The following is a 13,764-nucleotide window of genomic DNA, read 5'->3' as shown; positions in this document are numbered from 1 at the left end:
AGGCCGCCATGCACAAGTTCTCCGCCGCCGTGTTCGTCCTGGCCCTGAGCGCCACCACGGCCCACGCCGCAGACAGCGATGCGCAATGCAGTACCGTGAAAATGGCCGACCCCGGCTGGAGTGATATTGCCTCGACCAATGCCGTGGCACGCCTGTTACTGGAAAGCCTGGGTTACCAGGTGAAGATCGACAGCCTGGCCGTACCGATCATCTACGGCGGCCTCAAGGACGGCCAGGTCGACGCCTTCCTCGGCAACTGGATGCCGGCGCAGCAAGGCTTCCATGACAAGTTCATCGCCAATGGCGATGTGCAGCAGCTGTCGCGCAACCTGGAGGGAACCGAGTTCACCCTCGCAGTGCCCGACTATGTGTGGAATGCCGGGGTGAAGGACTTCGCTGACCTGCAGAAACACGCCGGGCAGTTCGACAAAAAGCTGTATGGAATCGGCTCCGGCGCCCCGGCCAACCTGTCGCTCAAGGCAATCATCGACAAGAATGAATTCAACCTCGGCCAGTGGAAGCTGGTGGAGTCCAGCGAGCAGGCGATGCTGGCCCAGGTCGACCGGGCGGTGAAGAAGCAACAATTCATCACCTTCCTTGGCTGGACCCCGCACCCGATGAACGTGAAGCTGAAAATGCATTACCTGACCGGTGGGGAAAAGTGGTTCGGCAGCAAGGGCGAGGTATATACGCTGACGCGCAAGGGTTATCCACAAGCCTGCCCGAATGCCGCGAAGCTGCTGGGTAACCTCAAGTTCACACTGGACATGGAAAACAGCATCATGGCCGAGGTGGTAGACAAGAAGATCAGCTTCGATGAAGCGGCCAAGGCCTGGGTGAAAGCGCATCCTGAACGGTTGGATGGGTGGTTGGCCGGAGTTACCACCAAGGCCGATGGGGATGCCCTGGAGGCCGTCAAAGCCAAACTGTAATCTCACAAAGCAACACACCAACCCTGTGGGAGCGGGCGCGCCCGCGAACACCGGCAAAGCCGGTGCCAAGCAACGCGTTGGCTTTTTCGCGGGCATGCCCGCTCCCACAGGGCTTGGCGACCCCTTAAGGATTGTGGATAACCCATGCATCGCCTCTCTTTACTGCTGCCCTTCCTCACCTGGCTTCCCCGCCAATCGGGCCGCAGCCTGCGCCAGGACCTGCTGGTAGGCTTGAGCGGCGCCATCCTCGCCCTGCCGCAATCCATCGCCTACGCCCTGATCGCCGGCCTGCCCGCCGAATACGGGCTTTACGCCGCCATCGTGCCGGTACTTATCGCCTGCCTGTGGGGTTCTTCCTGGTACCTGATCTGCGGCCCGACCGCTGCCATTTCCATCGTGCTCTACGCCAGCATCAGCCCGCTGGCCGTGGCCGGCAGCGCTGACTACATCACGCTTGTGTTGCTGCTGACCTTCCTCGGCGGCATTTTCCAGCTGCTGCTCGGGCTGTTGCGCTTCGGTGCGCTGGTCAACTTCGTCTCCCATTCCGTGGTGCTCGGCTTCACGCTGGGTGCCGCCATCGTCATTGCCTTGGGCCAGCTACCCAACCTGCTGGGCATGGCCCTGCCCAGCCAGGCCACCGCGCTGATGACCGTGCAAGACCTGGCCAGCCACGCAGGCGAGGTCGACCTGCCTTCCTTGCTGCTGGGCCTGGCCACCGTCGTGATCGGTGTGGCCTTCAAACTCTGGCGCCCACGCTGGCCGAGCCTGTTGATAAGCCTGATCCTGGTCAGCTTGCTGGCCTGGCTGATGCCGGGCTTCTTTGGCCATGTACCGCGGGTGGCAGCGTTCACCGGGCAACTCCCGCCTTTCAGCCCGCTGCCTTTGCTGGACGTGGAGCTCATGTTGCGTCTGCTGCCCAGCGCCGTGGCGGTAGGCATGCTGGGGTTGGTCACCAGTCTGTCGATTGCTCGCTCGTTATCGGCACGTTCAGAACAACTGATCGACCCGGACCAGGAAATCCGCGCACAGGGCCTGTCGAACATTGCTGGTGCCTTTTTCTCGGGTTACTTGTCTGCCGGCTCCTTCACCCGCTCGGGCCTGAGCTACGAGGCGGGCGCCCGCTCGCCCATGGCCGGGGTGTTTTCGGCGCTGTGGGTGGCGTTGTTCGCGGTGACTGGCGCCGGCCTGATCGCGCACCTGCCGATACCGGCCATGGCCGGCAGTATTCTGCTGATCTGCTGGGGGTTGGTGGACCACCGAGGGATCCGTGCATTGTTCCGGGTCAGCCGCTCGGAGTTTCTGGTGATGGCGCTGACGGCGGCAGCGACATTGCTGCTGGAGCTGCAGACGGCCATCTATGCCGGGGTACTGGCTTCGCTGTTCTTCTATTTGAAGCGCACCTCACGACCACGGATCCAACAAAGCCGTGAAGGGGACGCGGATGTATTGCGGGTAGGTGGGTCGATTTTCTTTGGTGCGGCGCATTACCTGCAGGTGCGCTTGCAGCGCTGCCAGGGGCCGCATGTAGTGATCGATGCCCGGCAGGTGAATTTCATCGATTACTCGGGTGTGGACATGTTGCACCGTGAGGCACGAAGGTTGCGGCGATTGGGGGGGAGTTTGACCTTGCACCGGGCCAGGCCCCAAGTGATCGAGGAGTTGCAGAAGCTGGAAGGGGTGGAGTTGTGCCCGATCCGGTTTGAGGAATGAGGTTGGGATTCTGGGGCTGCTTTGCAGCCCATCGCGACGCAAGGCCGCTCCCACAGAGGATCGGCGTACGACGTACTTTGTGGAAACGGCCTTGCGTCGCGATAGGGCCGCCAAGCGGCCCCGGCCATCTCAGCCCCGAGCGAGTTGCCGGCGCAGTTCAGCCAACACCGGCGCCGTATCCGGCCTCACGCCACGCCAGATAAAGAAGGCTTCAGCTGCCTGCTCAGCCAGCATCCCCAACCCATCCAGTACCTTGGCAGCCCCCAGCTTGGTAGCCCACTGGCAAAACGGCGTCGGCTCCTTGCCATACATCATGTCGTAGCAAACCGTACGACCCGCCTCGACCAAGCTGTCGGCAATCGGTGGTAATTCCCCGGCCAAGCTCGCCGAGGTGGCGTTGATGATCACATCCACAGGTTCCTGCAACCAGGCAAACCCGCTGGCCACCACCGGCCCCAGTTCATCGAACTCGCGCGCCAGCTGCTCGGCCTTTTCCACGGTACGGTTGGCAATCACCAGCGACTGCGGCTTGTGCGCCAGAATAGGCTCCAGCACGCCGCGCACGGCGCCACCGGCACCGAGGATGAGAATGCGCTTGCCCGCCAGCTCGACCCCGGCATTCACCGTCAGGTCGCGCACCAGGCCAGCGCCGTCGGTGTTGTCGCCCTGCAGGGTGCCATCAGCCAGCTTGCTCAGCGTGTTCACTGCGCCTGCGCGCCGGGCACGCGGGGTCAGGCTGTCGCACAGGCGGTAGGCCTCTTCCTTGAACGGCACGGTGACATTGCCGCCACTGCCTTGCTTGAAGAAGCCGCGCGCGCAGTCGCTGAACTCGTCCAGTGGCGCCAGCAGCGTGGCATATTCCAGGTCCTGACCGGTCTGCTCGGCGAACAGGCGGTGGATCAGCGGCGACTTGCTGTGGCCGATGGGGTTACCAAAAACGACGTACTGGTCCATGACGGCTCCTTGTTTATCCACAGGCTTACTGGCCGAGCCAGTCGCGGTCCTGCAGGAAGTACTCTGTCAGGCGCGCTTCTTCACTGCCGGGCGCGGCCTTCCAGTCATAACCCCAACGCACCTGCGGTGGCAGCGACATGAGGATGGATTCGGTGCGGCCACCGGACTGCAGGCCGAACAGGGTGCCGCGGTCATAGACCAGGTTGAACTCCACGTAGCGGCCGCGGCGGTATTCCTGGAACTCGCGCTGTTGCGGGGTGTAAGGCGTGTCTTTGCGGCGCTGGACGATCGGCAAGTAGGCGTTGATGTAGGCATCGCCGATGGCGCGGATGAAAGCGAAGCAGGTGTCGAAGTCCCACTCGTTCAGGTCGTCGAAGAACAGGCCGCCGATGCCGCGTGGCTCGCCACGGTGCTTGAGGTGGAAGTAGCGGTCGCACCAGGCCTTGTAACGCGGATACACGTCGGCGCCGAACGGTGCGCAGGCCTGTTCGGCCACGCGGTGCCAGTGGATGCAGTCTTCTTCGTTGCCATAGTACGGCGTCAGGTCGAAGCCGCCGCCGAACCACCATACGGCCTCTTCACCTTCCTTTTCGGCGATGAAGAACCGCACATTGGCGTGGGAAGTAGGCACATGCGGGTTGTGCGGGTGGATCACCAGCGACACCCCCAGGGCCTCGAAGCCACGGCCCGCCAGTTCAGGGCGGTGGGCGCTGGCCGAGGGAGGCAGGCCGGCACCAAACACATGGGAGAAGTTGACTCCGCCTTTCTCGATCACCTTACCGTCGCCGATCACCCGCGTGCGGCCCCCGCCACCGGCTTCGCGCACCCAGGCGTCCTCGACGAAGCGGGCACCGCCGTCTTCGGTTTCGAGGGCAGAGCAGATGCGGTCTTGCAGGTCGAGCAGGTAGGCTTTCACGGCCTCGGTGCGGCTAGTCATCGGGTCACCAGGAACGGGCAGGGAAGAATTCGCCGCGTAGCATACCACCGCCAGCGCGCGCGCCGCAGTTGACGACGACCAAGCAAAGGCGTCCGATAGAAGGCCTTTCCCGATCCCGACTACAGGAGTGCGAGATGGCCAAGCGTATCCAGTTCAGCCAGCATGGCGGCCCGGAAGTGCTGCAGTTTGTGGAATTCGAACCCACCCCGCCCGGGCCGCAGCAGGTGCGCGTGCGTAACCATGCGATCGGCCTGAACTTCATCGATACCTACTTCCGAAGCGGGCTGTATGCGCCGCCGTCCCTGCCTTCTGGCCTGGGTACCGAAGCGGCAGGTGTGGTAGAGGCCGTGGGCGAAGGCGTGTCCCGGCTGAAGGTAGGAGACCGTGTGGCACATGCCGGCGGCCCGCTGGGCGCCTACAGCGAGGTGCATACGCTACCGGAAGCCAACCTGGTCAAGCTGCCGGACACCATCAGCTTCGAGCAGGCGGCAGCGGTGATGCTCAAGGGTTTGACCGTACAGTACCTGCTGAAGCAGACCTATGAGGTGAAGGCGGGTGATGTGATCCTGTTCCATGCCGCAGCCGGTGGTGTAGGGTCGCTGGCTTGCCAGTGGGCCAAGGCCCTGGGCGCCAAGCTGATCGGCACCGTGAGCTCTGCCAAGAAGGCAGAGCGGGCCAAGGCGCTGGGGGCTTGGGCGACCATCGACTACAGCCGTGAAGATGTGGCCAAGCGCGTACTGGAGCTGACCGACGGCAAGAAATGCCCTGTGGTGTATGACGGCGTGGGCGCCGACACTTGGCTGACCTCCCTGGACTGCCTGCGCCCGCGTGGGTTGATGGTGAGCTTTGGCAACGCTTCCGGTGCAGTGAGCGGGGTGAACCTGGGGATTCTGGCGCAGAAGGGCTCGCTGTATGTCACCCGGCCGACCTTGGCCACCTATGCCAACAATGCCGAGAACACCCAGGCCATGGCCGATGACCTGTTTGCGATGATTGCGAGCGGAAAGCTGGTTGTGGATATCCAGCAGCGGTATCCACTGAGCGAGGCGGCCAAGGCGCAGGCAGAGCTGTCGGCGCGGCGGACTGTAGGATCGACTGTACTAATCCCCTGAGCCACACACATCCCCTGTAGGAGCGGGTTTACCCGCGAAGAAGCCACCGCGATGGATGGCACCGGCTTTGCCGGTGTTCGCGGGCAAGCCCGCTCCCACAGGTACTGCGTCGGCTTCGATAGCTTCGCTATGCCTGTGAGGGTCGGTTTGTCGGCGGTGGAGACGACTCGATGCCATCGAGTATCGCCTCGATCACACCCTCTGCCATCTCAATCGCATGCAGGTTCGACCAGAACATGCCACGGCCTTCTTCACGCATGTAGTCCAAAGCTTTGTAGCCGGTTTCGTAAGCGCTGCGCAGGTAAAGGGCTACGTGGACCAGAGCGTCCTCGGCAGAAATGTTTGGGTTGACGGTGAAGAGTGGATCGTGGCCGGCATCGCAGCGGCCGAAGGGGCGGGTGGAGGTGCATGGGAGAGGTGGATCGGGGACTATTTTCTTCATCATTGGAAAATGCTCCTCAAGGCCGCCAACCCTCACTACCACGTGAATGGGTGGCGACTGTACGCGAGGTGGTAGACCCGGGCATTTTCCAATCCAGGCAGGCTCGAAAGCCTCCCACGCACAGCCACCATAGACTGTCATGGAAAAAATGCATCCGGGCTACCACACCCGATCGCCAAGTTATTCGGCGACGGATAGAGCCTAGAGGCAGAGGTTCCCACTTAGAAGGTGATGTAAGGAGACGCGGGTCGTAGGATATTTCCGAAGTGCCCAGCTGGACAGACATTTTGGCAAAAATCAGAAAACCCTGATCACGTAGAAAGCCACAGAAGGCCCATCTATAGCACGCGAGAAAAAGATCCCGGCTTGACCGTACAGATTCGGAAGCGTAGCCTTTCTGCTTGAGGATGTGCTGGTGCGCCGGTTGAGTTTCAAGTTATCCGGGCGAGTGCATCCCCGCCATTTAGGCCGCTTAAGCGGCCTTTATTTTTTGGCTTGTTTCTATCCCCTTTCGGGATGATGGAATAGAGCTCTGCCTTGGGCTTGCGGGCCGTCAGTTCAAAAATCGCCTCATCGAAGACCTCGTTACCATAGCCATCATCGCGACCAAACGTGCTGCGAAGGGCAGTCATGTGCGTGGCACTCTTCCAGATCGACGTCGCAGCCAGTGCTGCCTTGATCTGCAGAATCATGTCATCGATGGTGTAACCATCTCGTACTACCCGGCTTCTGTAGGCATGGCTACCGATGAAAACGATGCCTGGGTCCTCAAGCTGTGGCAAATCCTGCCCGTCCTTCTGCCTATTGATCGCGTCAAACTGATCAGCGGTGAACCTACCAATTTCCACCGCCCTGACCCGGTGGTTGGACGCAAGCTGCTCAAGATTCGCCCTTATCAGGTACTCGGCATTTTCGAATAGCGGCATGTTCCCCAGTACTCCCGCCGATTGGCGACGGTTCTTGCTAGCGTCAAAGATCGAGCGCCGCACGTGCGACGCATGGCTAGCAAGCTAGAGGCTGGGGTTTATGCAGGGAAGGTGAAGACTGGGGACGCAGGGAGTAAGAAATTTCCCAAACTCAGTACCGGACAGCCATTCGAGACATAATCAGAAAAATCTGCGGTGAATTGGCCCTAACCTCGTGGGAGCGGGCATGCCCGCGAACACGGGCGAAGCCCGTGCCAGGCACCGAGTTGTATTCTTCGCGGGCGCGCCCGCTCCCACAGGGGCCCGAGACCCGAGCCAGGCGTGTGGATTGGTATCAACCCGGGCGAACGACTTCGCCGGTTGCCAGGTCGCGAATCACACTCGGGTTCTTCCGCCCGCCCAGCGCACCACCCAGCACCAGGTCCAACTGGCCATGGAAGTACTGCTCAACCCGCAAGCGGGTCTTCGCCGCCGGGCGCCCGCCAGGGTTGCACGAGGTGGAAATCAGCGGCCCCACCAGCGCGCACAGCTCACGCACCACCGGGTGATCACTGACCCGCAGCGCTACCGTGTCATGCTGCCCGGTCACCCATTCGGGCAACAGGTCCTGGTGCGGCACCAGCCAGGTGTTCGGCCCCGGCCAGGTGCTGCTCATGCGGTCGATCCAGTCTTCGGGGAAGTCCTCGAACAGGAAGTCGAACTGACGGATATTGTCAGCGATCAGAATCAGCCCTTTATCCACAGGACGCGACTTCAGCGCCAGCAGGCGATACACCGCGTCCTCGTTCCATGGGTCGCAGCCCAGGCCCCAGACCGCTTCCGTCGGGTAGGCGATCACCGCGCCCGCCCGGATCTCACGTGCGGCTTGTTGCACACGAAAACTGCTCACCATTGCTGTTTCTCCGCCTATATACCTTGCATGTGAGCAGTGTACTTAGCCCGCACGGGCAAACCAACGCCCGGCTTCATTGCTGACCCGGCCTTCCAGCTCCAGCTCGGTCAACTGCGCCAGCACGTCGGCCAGCGGCTGCTCGCTGCAGTGGGCCAGGCTTTCACTGGTCTGGGGTGCGGCATGCAGCAGGGCGAGCAGGGGGTGGTCGAATCTGTCCACAACCGCAGGCGGCAGGTTCTGCCAACCCTGCAAGCTTTCCAGGATCTGCTCCACAGTTTCCACCAGCAGCGCCCCATCACGGATCAGCTGGTGACAGCCCTTGGCCCCCGGGTGATGAATGGAGCCCGGAATGGCGTACACCTCGCGGCCTTGTTCCGCCGCCAGGCGCGCCGTGATCAGCGAGCCGCTGGCGAGGCTCGCCTCGACCACCAGCACACCGAGCGACAGGCCACTGATGATGCGGTTGCGCCGGGGGAAGTTGCCGGGCAGCGGCCCGGCATCCAGGGGATACTCGGAAACCAGCGCACTGCCGTTGTCGATCATCGCCTGCGCAAGGTCCCTATGGCGCTGTGGATAAAGTTTTTGCAACCCCGTCCCGAGCACGGCAATCGTGCCGCCGCCAGCCTGCAACGCGGCCCGATGAGCGGCACCGTCGACACCTACCGCCAGCCCGCTGGTAATGGTGAAACCAGCCTGCGCGAGGTAGCGGGAAAATGCCCGGGCGGTGTCGAGCGCCGGGGGTGTGGCACGTCTGCTGCCCACGATCGCCAGCTGAGGACGATCGAGCAAGGCAGGTTCGCCAGCGACAAAAAGCAGCGGCGGGGCATCGTCGATTTCTGCCAGCAAAGCTGGGTAGTCTGGGCCGTCCCACATCAGCAAATGCTGGCCAGGGCGCTCCAGCCAAGCCATTGCGGCCAGTGCGCCATCGCGTACCTCGGCACTGCGCCGGGCATCGATGGTGGCTTGGGGAATGCCCAGCGCTCGCCAGGCCGAAGCGGGAGCACTGAGCGCGGAGGAGGCACTGCCGAAGGCTTCGAGCAACGTTCGAAAGCGTCGCAGTCCAGCCTCGGGGAGGCGATGCAGGCGTAAGCGTGCCTCCAGTTCGGCAGGCGGGCAGGGCGACGAATGGTGACTGGGCATTGAGATCATCCTTGATCGAAAGGGGGCCAATTACGTGGCACAACCTGTGGATAACTCTGTGAGTAACACTTTGAAAAGCTGTCCATTGATTGGGGGCTATCAAGCCCATAGTCACCCTAGACGAGCTTGCCAGGTGCCGAAATCCCCGTTTCCCTTTATTATGTGTGCTCAGTTTTCAACCGAACGCACAGTGACTGCCTGACCTTATGGCCATCTTGAACATTCTCGAATTCCCGGACCCGCGCCTGCGCACCCTCGCCAAACCGGTGACGGAGTTCGACGACGCCCTGCGTCAGCTGATCGACGACATGTTTGAAACCATGTACGAAGCCCCTGGCATCGGCCTGGCCGCTACCCAGGTGAACGTGCACAAGCAGGTTGTGGTCATGGACCTCAGCGAAGACCGCAGCGAACCGCGCGTCTTCATCAACCCGTCGGTCGAAGAGCTGACCCATGACATGGGCCAGTACCAGGAGGGCTGCCTGTCGGTACCGGGCTTCTACGAGAACGTCGACCGTCCGCTGCGTGTCCGGGTCAAGGCCCAGGACCGCGACGGCAAGCCGTTCGAACTGGAATGCGAAGGCCTGCTGGCGGTGTGCGTACAGCACGAATTCGATCACCTCAACGGCAAGCTGTTCGTCGACTACCTGTCGCAGCTCAAGCGCGACCGGATCAAGAAGAAGCTGGAAAAGCAGCATCGCCAGCAAGCCTGATCCCCACCTTCCTGAAGGCTTGCTCCGGCAAGCCTTTTTCTTTTTTGAAGCGAGAACTCCATGCGCATCGTCTTTGCAGGTACTCCAGAGTTTGCCGCCGAACACCTCAAGGCCCTGCTCGACAGCCCCTACGAGATCGTGGCCGTCTACACCCAGCCCGACCGCCCGGCCGGCCGTGGCCAGAAGCTGATGCCAAGTGCGGTCAAGGCACTGGCCGTGGCCCATGACATCCCGGTGTTCCAGCCGCAGACCCTGCGCAACGCCGATGCGCAGGCCGAACTGGCCGCACTCAAACCAGACCTGATGGTAGTGGTCGCCTACGGCCTGATCCTGCCGCAGGTGGTGCTGGATATCCCGCGCCTGGGTTGCATCAACAGCCACGCTTCCCTACTGCCACGCTGGCGCGGTGCCGCGCCGATCCAGCGTGCCGTGGAAGCTGGCGACGCCGAAAGCGGCGTGACCGTGATGCGCATGGAGGCCGGCCTGGACACCGGCCCGATGCTGCTCAAGGTAGTCACCCCGATCAGCGCCGAGGACACCGGCGGCACCTTGCACGATCGCCTGGCCGAAATGGGCCCGCCCGCAGTGGTTCAGGCCATCGCCGGCCTGGCTGACGGTTCGCTGCAAGGCGAAATACAGGACGATGCCCTGGCCACCTACGCGCACAAACTGAACAAGGACGAAGCGCGTATCGACTGGACCCGCCCCGCTGTCGAGCTGGAACGCCTGATCCGCGCCTTCAACCCATGGCCGGTGTGTCACAGCACTCTGGATGGTGAAAGCGTCAAGGTGCTGGCCGCCAACCTGTCCACAGGCCAAGGCGCCCCAGGCGAGATACTTTCCGCCAGCAAGGACGGCCTCGTAGTTGCGTGCGGGGACCAAGCCCTGAGCCTGACCCGCCTGCAACTGCCTGGCGGCAAGGCATTGAGCTTCAGTGACCTGTTCAACAGCCGCCGCGAGAAGTTCGCCGCTGGCAAGGTGCTGGGCCAATGAACCCACGCCTCGCCGCCGCCCGTGCGCTGGCCGCTGTGCTCAGCGGCAAGGCTTCGCTGAACAGCTCGCTGCCGGCGCAACTGGACAAGGTAGATGAACGCGACCGCGGCCTGACCCAGGACCTGGCGTTCGGCACCGCACGCTGGCAGCCACGCCTCGACCTGCTGGCCGCACAGCTGCTGCAAAAGCCCTTCAAGGCAGCCGATGCCGATGTTCAGGCGCTGCTGCTGGTCGGCCTGTACCAGCTGTTCTACACCCGCATTCCGGCCCATGCCGCCATCGGCGAGACCGTGGGCTGTGCCGACAAACTGAAGAAGCCGTGGGCCAAGGGCCTGCTCAATGCCGTGCTGCGCCGTGCCCAGCGCGAAGGCGAGGAACTGCTCGCCGGCATGGAGCGCGACCCGGTGGTGCGTACCGCGCACCCGCGCTGGCTGCAGAAGGCGCTGAAAGCCTTCTGGCCAGAGCAGTGGGAGGCCATCTGCGCCGCCAACAATGCCCACCCTCCGATGATTCTGCGGGTCAACCGCCGTCACCATAGCCGCGATGCCTACTTGGCACTGCTGGCCGAAGCAGGCATTGGCGCCAGCGCATGTCAGTACAGCCGGGATGGCATCGTGCTGGCTGAAGCCTGCGACGTGCGCGGCCTGCCAGGCTTCGCCGAAGGCTGGGTGAGCGTGCAGGACGAAGCCGCGCAGCTATCTGCCGACCTGCTGGAACTGGCCCCCGGCCAACGCGTGCTCGATGCTTGCTGCGCACCGGGCGGCAAGACCTGCCACCTGCTGGAGGCCGAGGCTGGCCTGGCGCACATGGTGGCCATCGACCTCGAAGCCAAGCGCCTGACCCGCGTGCGAGAAAACCTCGACCGCCTGCAACTGGACGCCGAGCTGATCGCCTGCGATGCCCGCGACACTGCCAGCTGGTGGGACGGCAAGCCATTCCAGCGCATTCTGCTCGACGCGCCGTGCTCGGCCACCGGCGTGATTCGCCGCCACCCGGACATCAAGATGACCCGCCAAGCCGACGACATTCCGGCTTTGGCCACACTGCAAGGCGAGCTGCTCGATGCCCTGTGGCCGACCTTGGAAGTGGGCGGCATGCTGCTATACGCCACCTGCTCCACATTGCCGACCGAGAACACTGAAGTGATCAAAGCCTTCCTCGCGCGCACCCCGGGCGCTCGTGAGCTGGACCTGGCGACCGAAGCCGGCCTGCGCCAGCCCCACGGCCGTCAGTTGCTGGCCCAGGAAGGCGGCCACGACGGTTTCTACTATGCCAAGCTGATCAAGATCGCCGCCTCGCGCGGATAAGAACAAAGGATAGGGAGTAGCGCATGAAGATCATCATCCTCGGCGCAGGGCAGGTAGGCGGTACGCTGGCTGAACACCTGGCCAGCGAAGCCAACGACATTACCGTGGTCGACACCGACGGCGACCGCCTGCGCGACCTCGGCGACCGCCTGGACATCCGCACCGTCCAGGGCCGTGGCTCACTGCCGACGGTACTGCGTCAGGCCGGTGCCGACGACGCCGACATGCTGGTGGCGGTAACCAACAGTGACGAGACCAACATGGTTGCCTGCCAGGTGGCCTATTCGCTGTTCCATACCCCGACCAAGATTGCACGGGTGCGCGAATCGTCCTACCTGACCCGCGAAGAGCTGTTCGACAACGACCATATCCCGGTCGACGTTCTGATCAGCCCCGAGCAGGTGGTGACCAATTACATCAAGCGCCTGATCGAACACCCAGGCTCGCTGCAGGTGATCGATTTCGCCGAGGGCAAGGCCCAGCTCGTGGCAGTGAAGGCCTACTACGGCGGCCCGCTGGTCGGCCAGCAATTGCGCCAGATCCGTGCGCATATGCCCAACGTCGACACCCGCGTGGCGGCCATCTTCCGCCGTGACCGGCCGATCACCCCGCGTGGCGACACGGTGATCGAAGCCGACGACGAGGTGTTCTTCATTGCCGCGAAGAAGGATATCCGTGCAGTGATGGGCGAACTGCGCCGCATCGACGAAACCAATAAACGCATTGTCATCGCCGGCGGCGGGCAGATCGGCGAGCGCCTGGCGGAGGCCATCGAAAGCCGATATCAGGTGAAGATCATCGAGATGAGCCCGGCGCGTTGTCGGCACCTCTCCGATACCCTGGAAAGCACTGTAGTGCTGCAGGGCAGCGCCTCGGACAAAGACCTGATGCTCGAAGAGAACATCGCCGACGCCGATATTTTCCTGGCCCTGACCAACGATGATGAAGCCAACATCATGTCGTCCTTGCTGGCCAAGCGCCTGGGCGCAGGCAAGGTGATGACCATCATCAACAACCCGGCTTATGTCGACCTGGTGCAGGGCGGCGATATCGACATTGCCATCAGCCCGCAGCTCGCCACCATCGGCACACTGCTGGCGCACGTCCGTCGTGGCGACATCGTCAGTGTGCACTCGCTGCGCCGTGGTGCAGCCGAGGCTATCGAGGCGGTGGCACACGGGGACTCGAAGTCGAGCAAGGTGGTCGGCAAGGCAATCGAGGACATCACGCTGCCACCGGGCACCACTATTGGTGCGATCATCCGTGATGAAGAGGTGATGATTGCCCATGACGACACCATGATCGAATCAGGGGACCATGTGATCCTCTTCGTTGTGGATAAAAAGCATATTCGCGATGTGGAGAAGCTGTTCCACGTCGGCTTGAGTTTCTTCTAGGAGAAGAGGGCATGCGCGAATCGCTGGAGAAGATGCTGGCCAAAGGTGTGGATAACCCGCTGCTGAGGTTTGGCCTGGGCAAGGCCTGGCTGGATGAAGGCAACGGCGCTGAAGCAGCGGTGCACCTGGCGCGCTGTGTAGAGCAGGATCCGAAATACTCGGCAGCATGGAAGCTGCTGGGCAAGGCCTATCAGCTGCAGGGCGAGCTGGCGGCGGCGCGCAAGGCGTGGGAAGACGGGATCGTGGCGGCGCAGGCCCATGGTGACAAGCAGGCCGAAAAAGAAATGACCGTATTCCTGAAGAAGCTCA

The 13,764-nt window shown here is 62.7% G+C and carries 14 protein-coding genes; 8 read left to right on the top strand and 6 right to left on the bottom strand.

The features are described from left to right. Window positions 1-8 precede the first annotated feature (8 nt). Window positions 9-932, top strand: coding sequence for a choline ABC transporter substrate-binding protein (choX, locus tag V7787_RS37295; RefSeq protein WP_003253093.1), 924 nt, complete (start codon window positions 9-11; stop codon window positions 930-932). A gap of 144 nt (window positions 933-1,076) precedes the next feature. Then, complete coding sequence (locus V7787_RS37290; RefSeq protein WP_064492534.1) at window positions 1,077-2,642, top strand: SulP family inorganic anion transporter; 1,566 nt, start codon at window positions 1,077-1,079, stop codon at window positions 2,640-2,642. Window positions 2,643-2,771: 129 nt separating this feature from the next. Here V7787_RS37290 and aroE read toward each other — a convergent pair whose 3' ends face one another. Next, window positions 2,772-3,596, bottom strand: coding sequence for a shikimate dehydrogenase (gene aroE, locus V7787_RS37285; protein WP_003253098.1), 825 nt, complete (start codon window positions 3,594-3,596; stop codon window positions 2,772-2,774). Between the two features lie 25 nt (window positions 3,597-3,621). After that, window positions 3,622-4,533: an oxygen-dependent coproporphyrinogen oxidase gene (hemF, locus tag V7787_RS37280; RefSeq protein WP_014754944.1), complete on the bottom strand. Its 912-nt coding sequence runs from the start codon at window positions 4,531-4,533 to the stop codon at window positions 3,622-3,624. Between the two features lie 134 nt (window positions 4,534-4,667). On the opposite strand from hemF, the gene V7787_RS37275 reads away from it, so the two are divergent. Further along, on the top strand, window positions 4,668-5,645 hold the full coding sequence (locus tag V7787_RS37275) for an NADPH:quinone reductase (protein WP_064492535.1): 978 nt from the start codon (window positions 4,668-4,670) through the stop codon (window positions 5,643-5,645). Window positions 5,646-5,772: 127 nt separating this feature from the next. Here V7787_RS37275 and V7787_RS37270 read toward each other — a convergent pair whose 3' ends face one another. From V7787_RS37270 to dprA, 4 genes are all read right to left on the bottom strand, one after another. Then, window positions 5,773-6,090, bottom strand: coding sequence for a hypothetical protein (locus V7787_RS37270; RefSeq protein WP_064492536.1), 318 nt, complete (start codon window positions 6,088-6,090; stop codon window positions 5,773-5,775). 428 nt (window positions 6,091-6,518) lie between these two features. Beyond that, entirely contained in the window at window positions 6,519-7,013 is a 495-nt protein-coding gene (locus V7787_RS37265; protein WP_064492537.1) for a hypothetical protein, read from the bottom strand. A gap of 334 nt (window positions 7,014-7,347) precedes the next feature. Beyond that, window positions 7,348-7,905, bottom strand: coding sequence for an L-threonylcarbamoyladenylate synthase (locus tag V7787_RS37260; RefSeq protein WP_010951476.1), 558 nt, complete (start codon window positions 7,903-7,905; stop codon window positions 7,348-7,350). A 42-nt stretch (window positions 7,906-7,947) separates the two neighbouring features. After that, the gene (gene dprA / locus V7787_RS37255; RefSeq protein WP_019436826.1) at window positions 7,948-9,045 is read right to left on the bottom strand and encodes a DNA-processing protein DprA; all 1,098 of its coding nucleotides are present in this window, start codon (window positions 9,043-9,045) and stop codon (window positions 7,948-7,950) included. A 206-nt stretch (window positions 9,046-9,251) separates the two neighbouring features. On the opposite strand from dprA, the gene def reads away from it, so the two are divergent. The 5 genes from def to V7787_RS37230 form a co-directional block, all read left to right on the top strand. After that, window positions 9,252-9,758: a peptide deformylase gene (gene def, locus V7787_RS37250; RefSeq protein ID WP_003253111.1), complete on the top strand. Its 507-nt coding sequence runs from the start codon at window positions 9,252-9,254 to the stop codon at window positions 9,756-9,758. Between the two features lie 60 nt (window positions 9,759-9,818). Further along, window positions 9,819-10,751, top strand: a complete 933-nt coding sequence (fmt, locus tag V7787_RS37245) for a methionyl-tRNA formyltransferase (protein WP_064492538.1) — start codon at window positions 9,819-9,821, stop codon at window positions 10,749-10,751. Further along, the gene (gene rsmB / locus V7787_RS37240) at window positions 10,748-12,058 is read left to right on the top strand and encodes a 16S rRNA (cytosine(967)-C(5))-methyltransferase RsmB (protein ID WP_064492539.1); all 1,311 of its coding nucleotides are present in this window, start codon (window positions 10,748-10,750) and stop codon (window positions 12,056-12,058) included. The genes fmt and rsmB overlap by 4 nt, the downstream gene beginning before the upstream one ends. Before the next feature lie 23 nt (window positions 12,059-12,081). Next, entirely contained in the window at window positions 12,082-13,455 is a 1,374-nt protein-coding gene (gene trkA / locus V7787_RS37235; protein ID WP_010951472.1) for a Trk system potassium transporter TrkA, read from the top strand. Between the two features lie 11 nt (window positions 13,456-13,466). Continuing rightward, the coding region (locus V7787_RS37230; protein ID WP_336092625.1) for a tetratricopeptide repeat protein at window positions 13,467-13,764 on the top strand (298 nt) is incomplete at its 3' end.

The organism is Pseudomonas sp. CGJS7 (assembly GCF_036961695.1).
This window is presented reverse-complemented; position numbering and strand designations above follow the sequence as displayed.

Bases quoted from the DNA above. Each gene is read 5' to 3' on its own strand.
- V7787_RS37275 (WP_064492535.1), top strand. From the start codon at position 4,668: ATGGCCAAGCGTATCCAGTTCAGCCAGCATGGCGGCCCGGAAGTGCTG.
- trkA (WP_010951472.1), top strand. From the start codon at position 12,082: ATGAAGATCATCATCCTCGGCGCAGGGCAGGTAGGCGGTACGCTGGCT.
- dprA (WP_019436826.1), bottom strand. From the start codon at position 9,045: ATGCCCAGTCACCATTCGTCGCCCTGCCCGCCTGCCGAACTGGAGGCA.
- rsmB (WP_064492539.1), top strand. From the start codon at position 10,748: ATGAACCCACGCCTCGCCGCCGCCCGTGCGCTGGCCGCTGTGCTCAGC.
- def (WP_003253111.1), top strand. From the start codon at position 9,252: ATGGCCATCTTGAACATTCTCGAATTCCCGGACCCGCGCCTGCGCACC.
- V7787_RS37260 (WP_010951476.1), bottom strand. From the start codon at position 7,905: ATGGTGAGCAGTTTTCGTGTGCAACAAGCCGCACGTGAGATCCGGGCG.
- hemF (WP_014754944.1), bottom strand. From the start codon at position 4,533: ATGACTAGCCGCACCGAGGCCGTGAAAGCCTACCTGCTCGACCTGCAA.
- aroE (WP_003253098.1), bottom strand. From the start codon at position 3,596: ATGGACCAGTACGTCGTTTTTGGTAACCCCATCGGCCACAGCAAGTCG.
- fmt (WP_064492538.1), top strand. From the start codon at position 9,819: ATGCGCATCGTCTTTGCAGGTACTCCAGAGTTTGCCGCCGAACACCTC.
- choX (WP_003253093.1), top strand. From the start codon at position 9: ATGCACAAGTTCTCCGCCGCCGTGTTCGTCCTGGCCCTGAGCGCCACC.
- V7787_RS37290 (WP_064492534.1), top strand. From the start codon at position 1,077: ATGCATCGCCTCTCTTTACTGCTGCCCTTCCTCACCTGGCTTCCCCGC.
- V7787_RS37265 (WP_064492537.1), bottom strand. From the start codon at position 7,013: ATGCCGCTATTCGAAAATGCCGAGTACCTGATAAGGGCGAATCTTGAG.
- V7787_RS37270 (WP_064492536.1), bottom strand. From the start codon at position 6,090: ATGATGAAGAAAATAGTCCCCGATCCACCTCTCCCATGCACCTCCACC.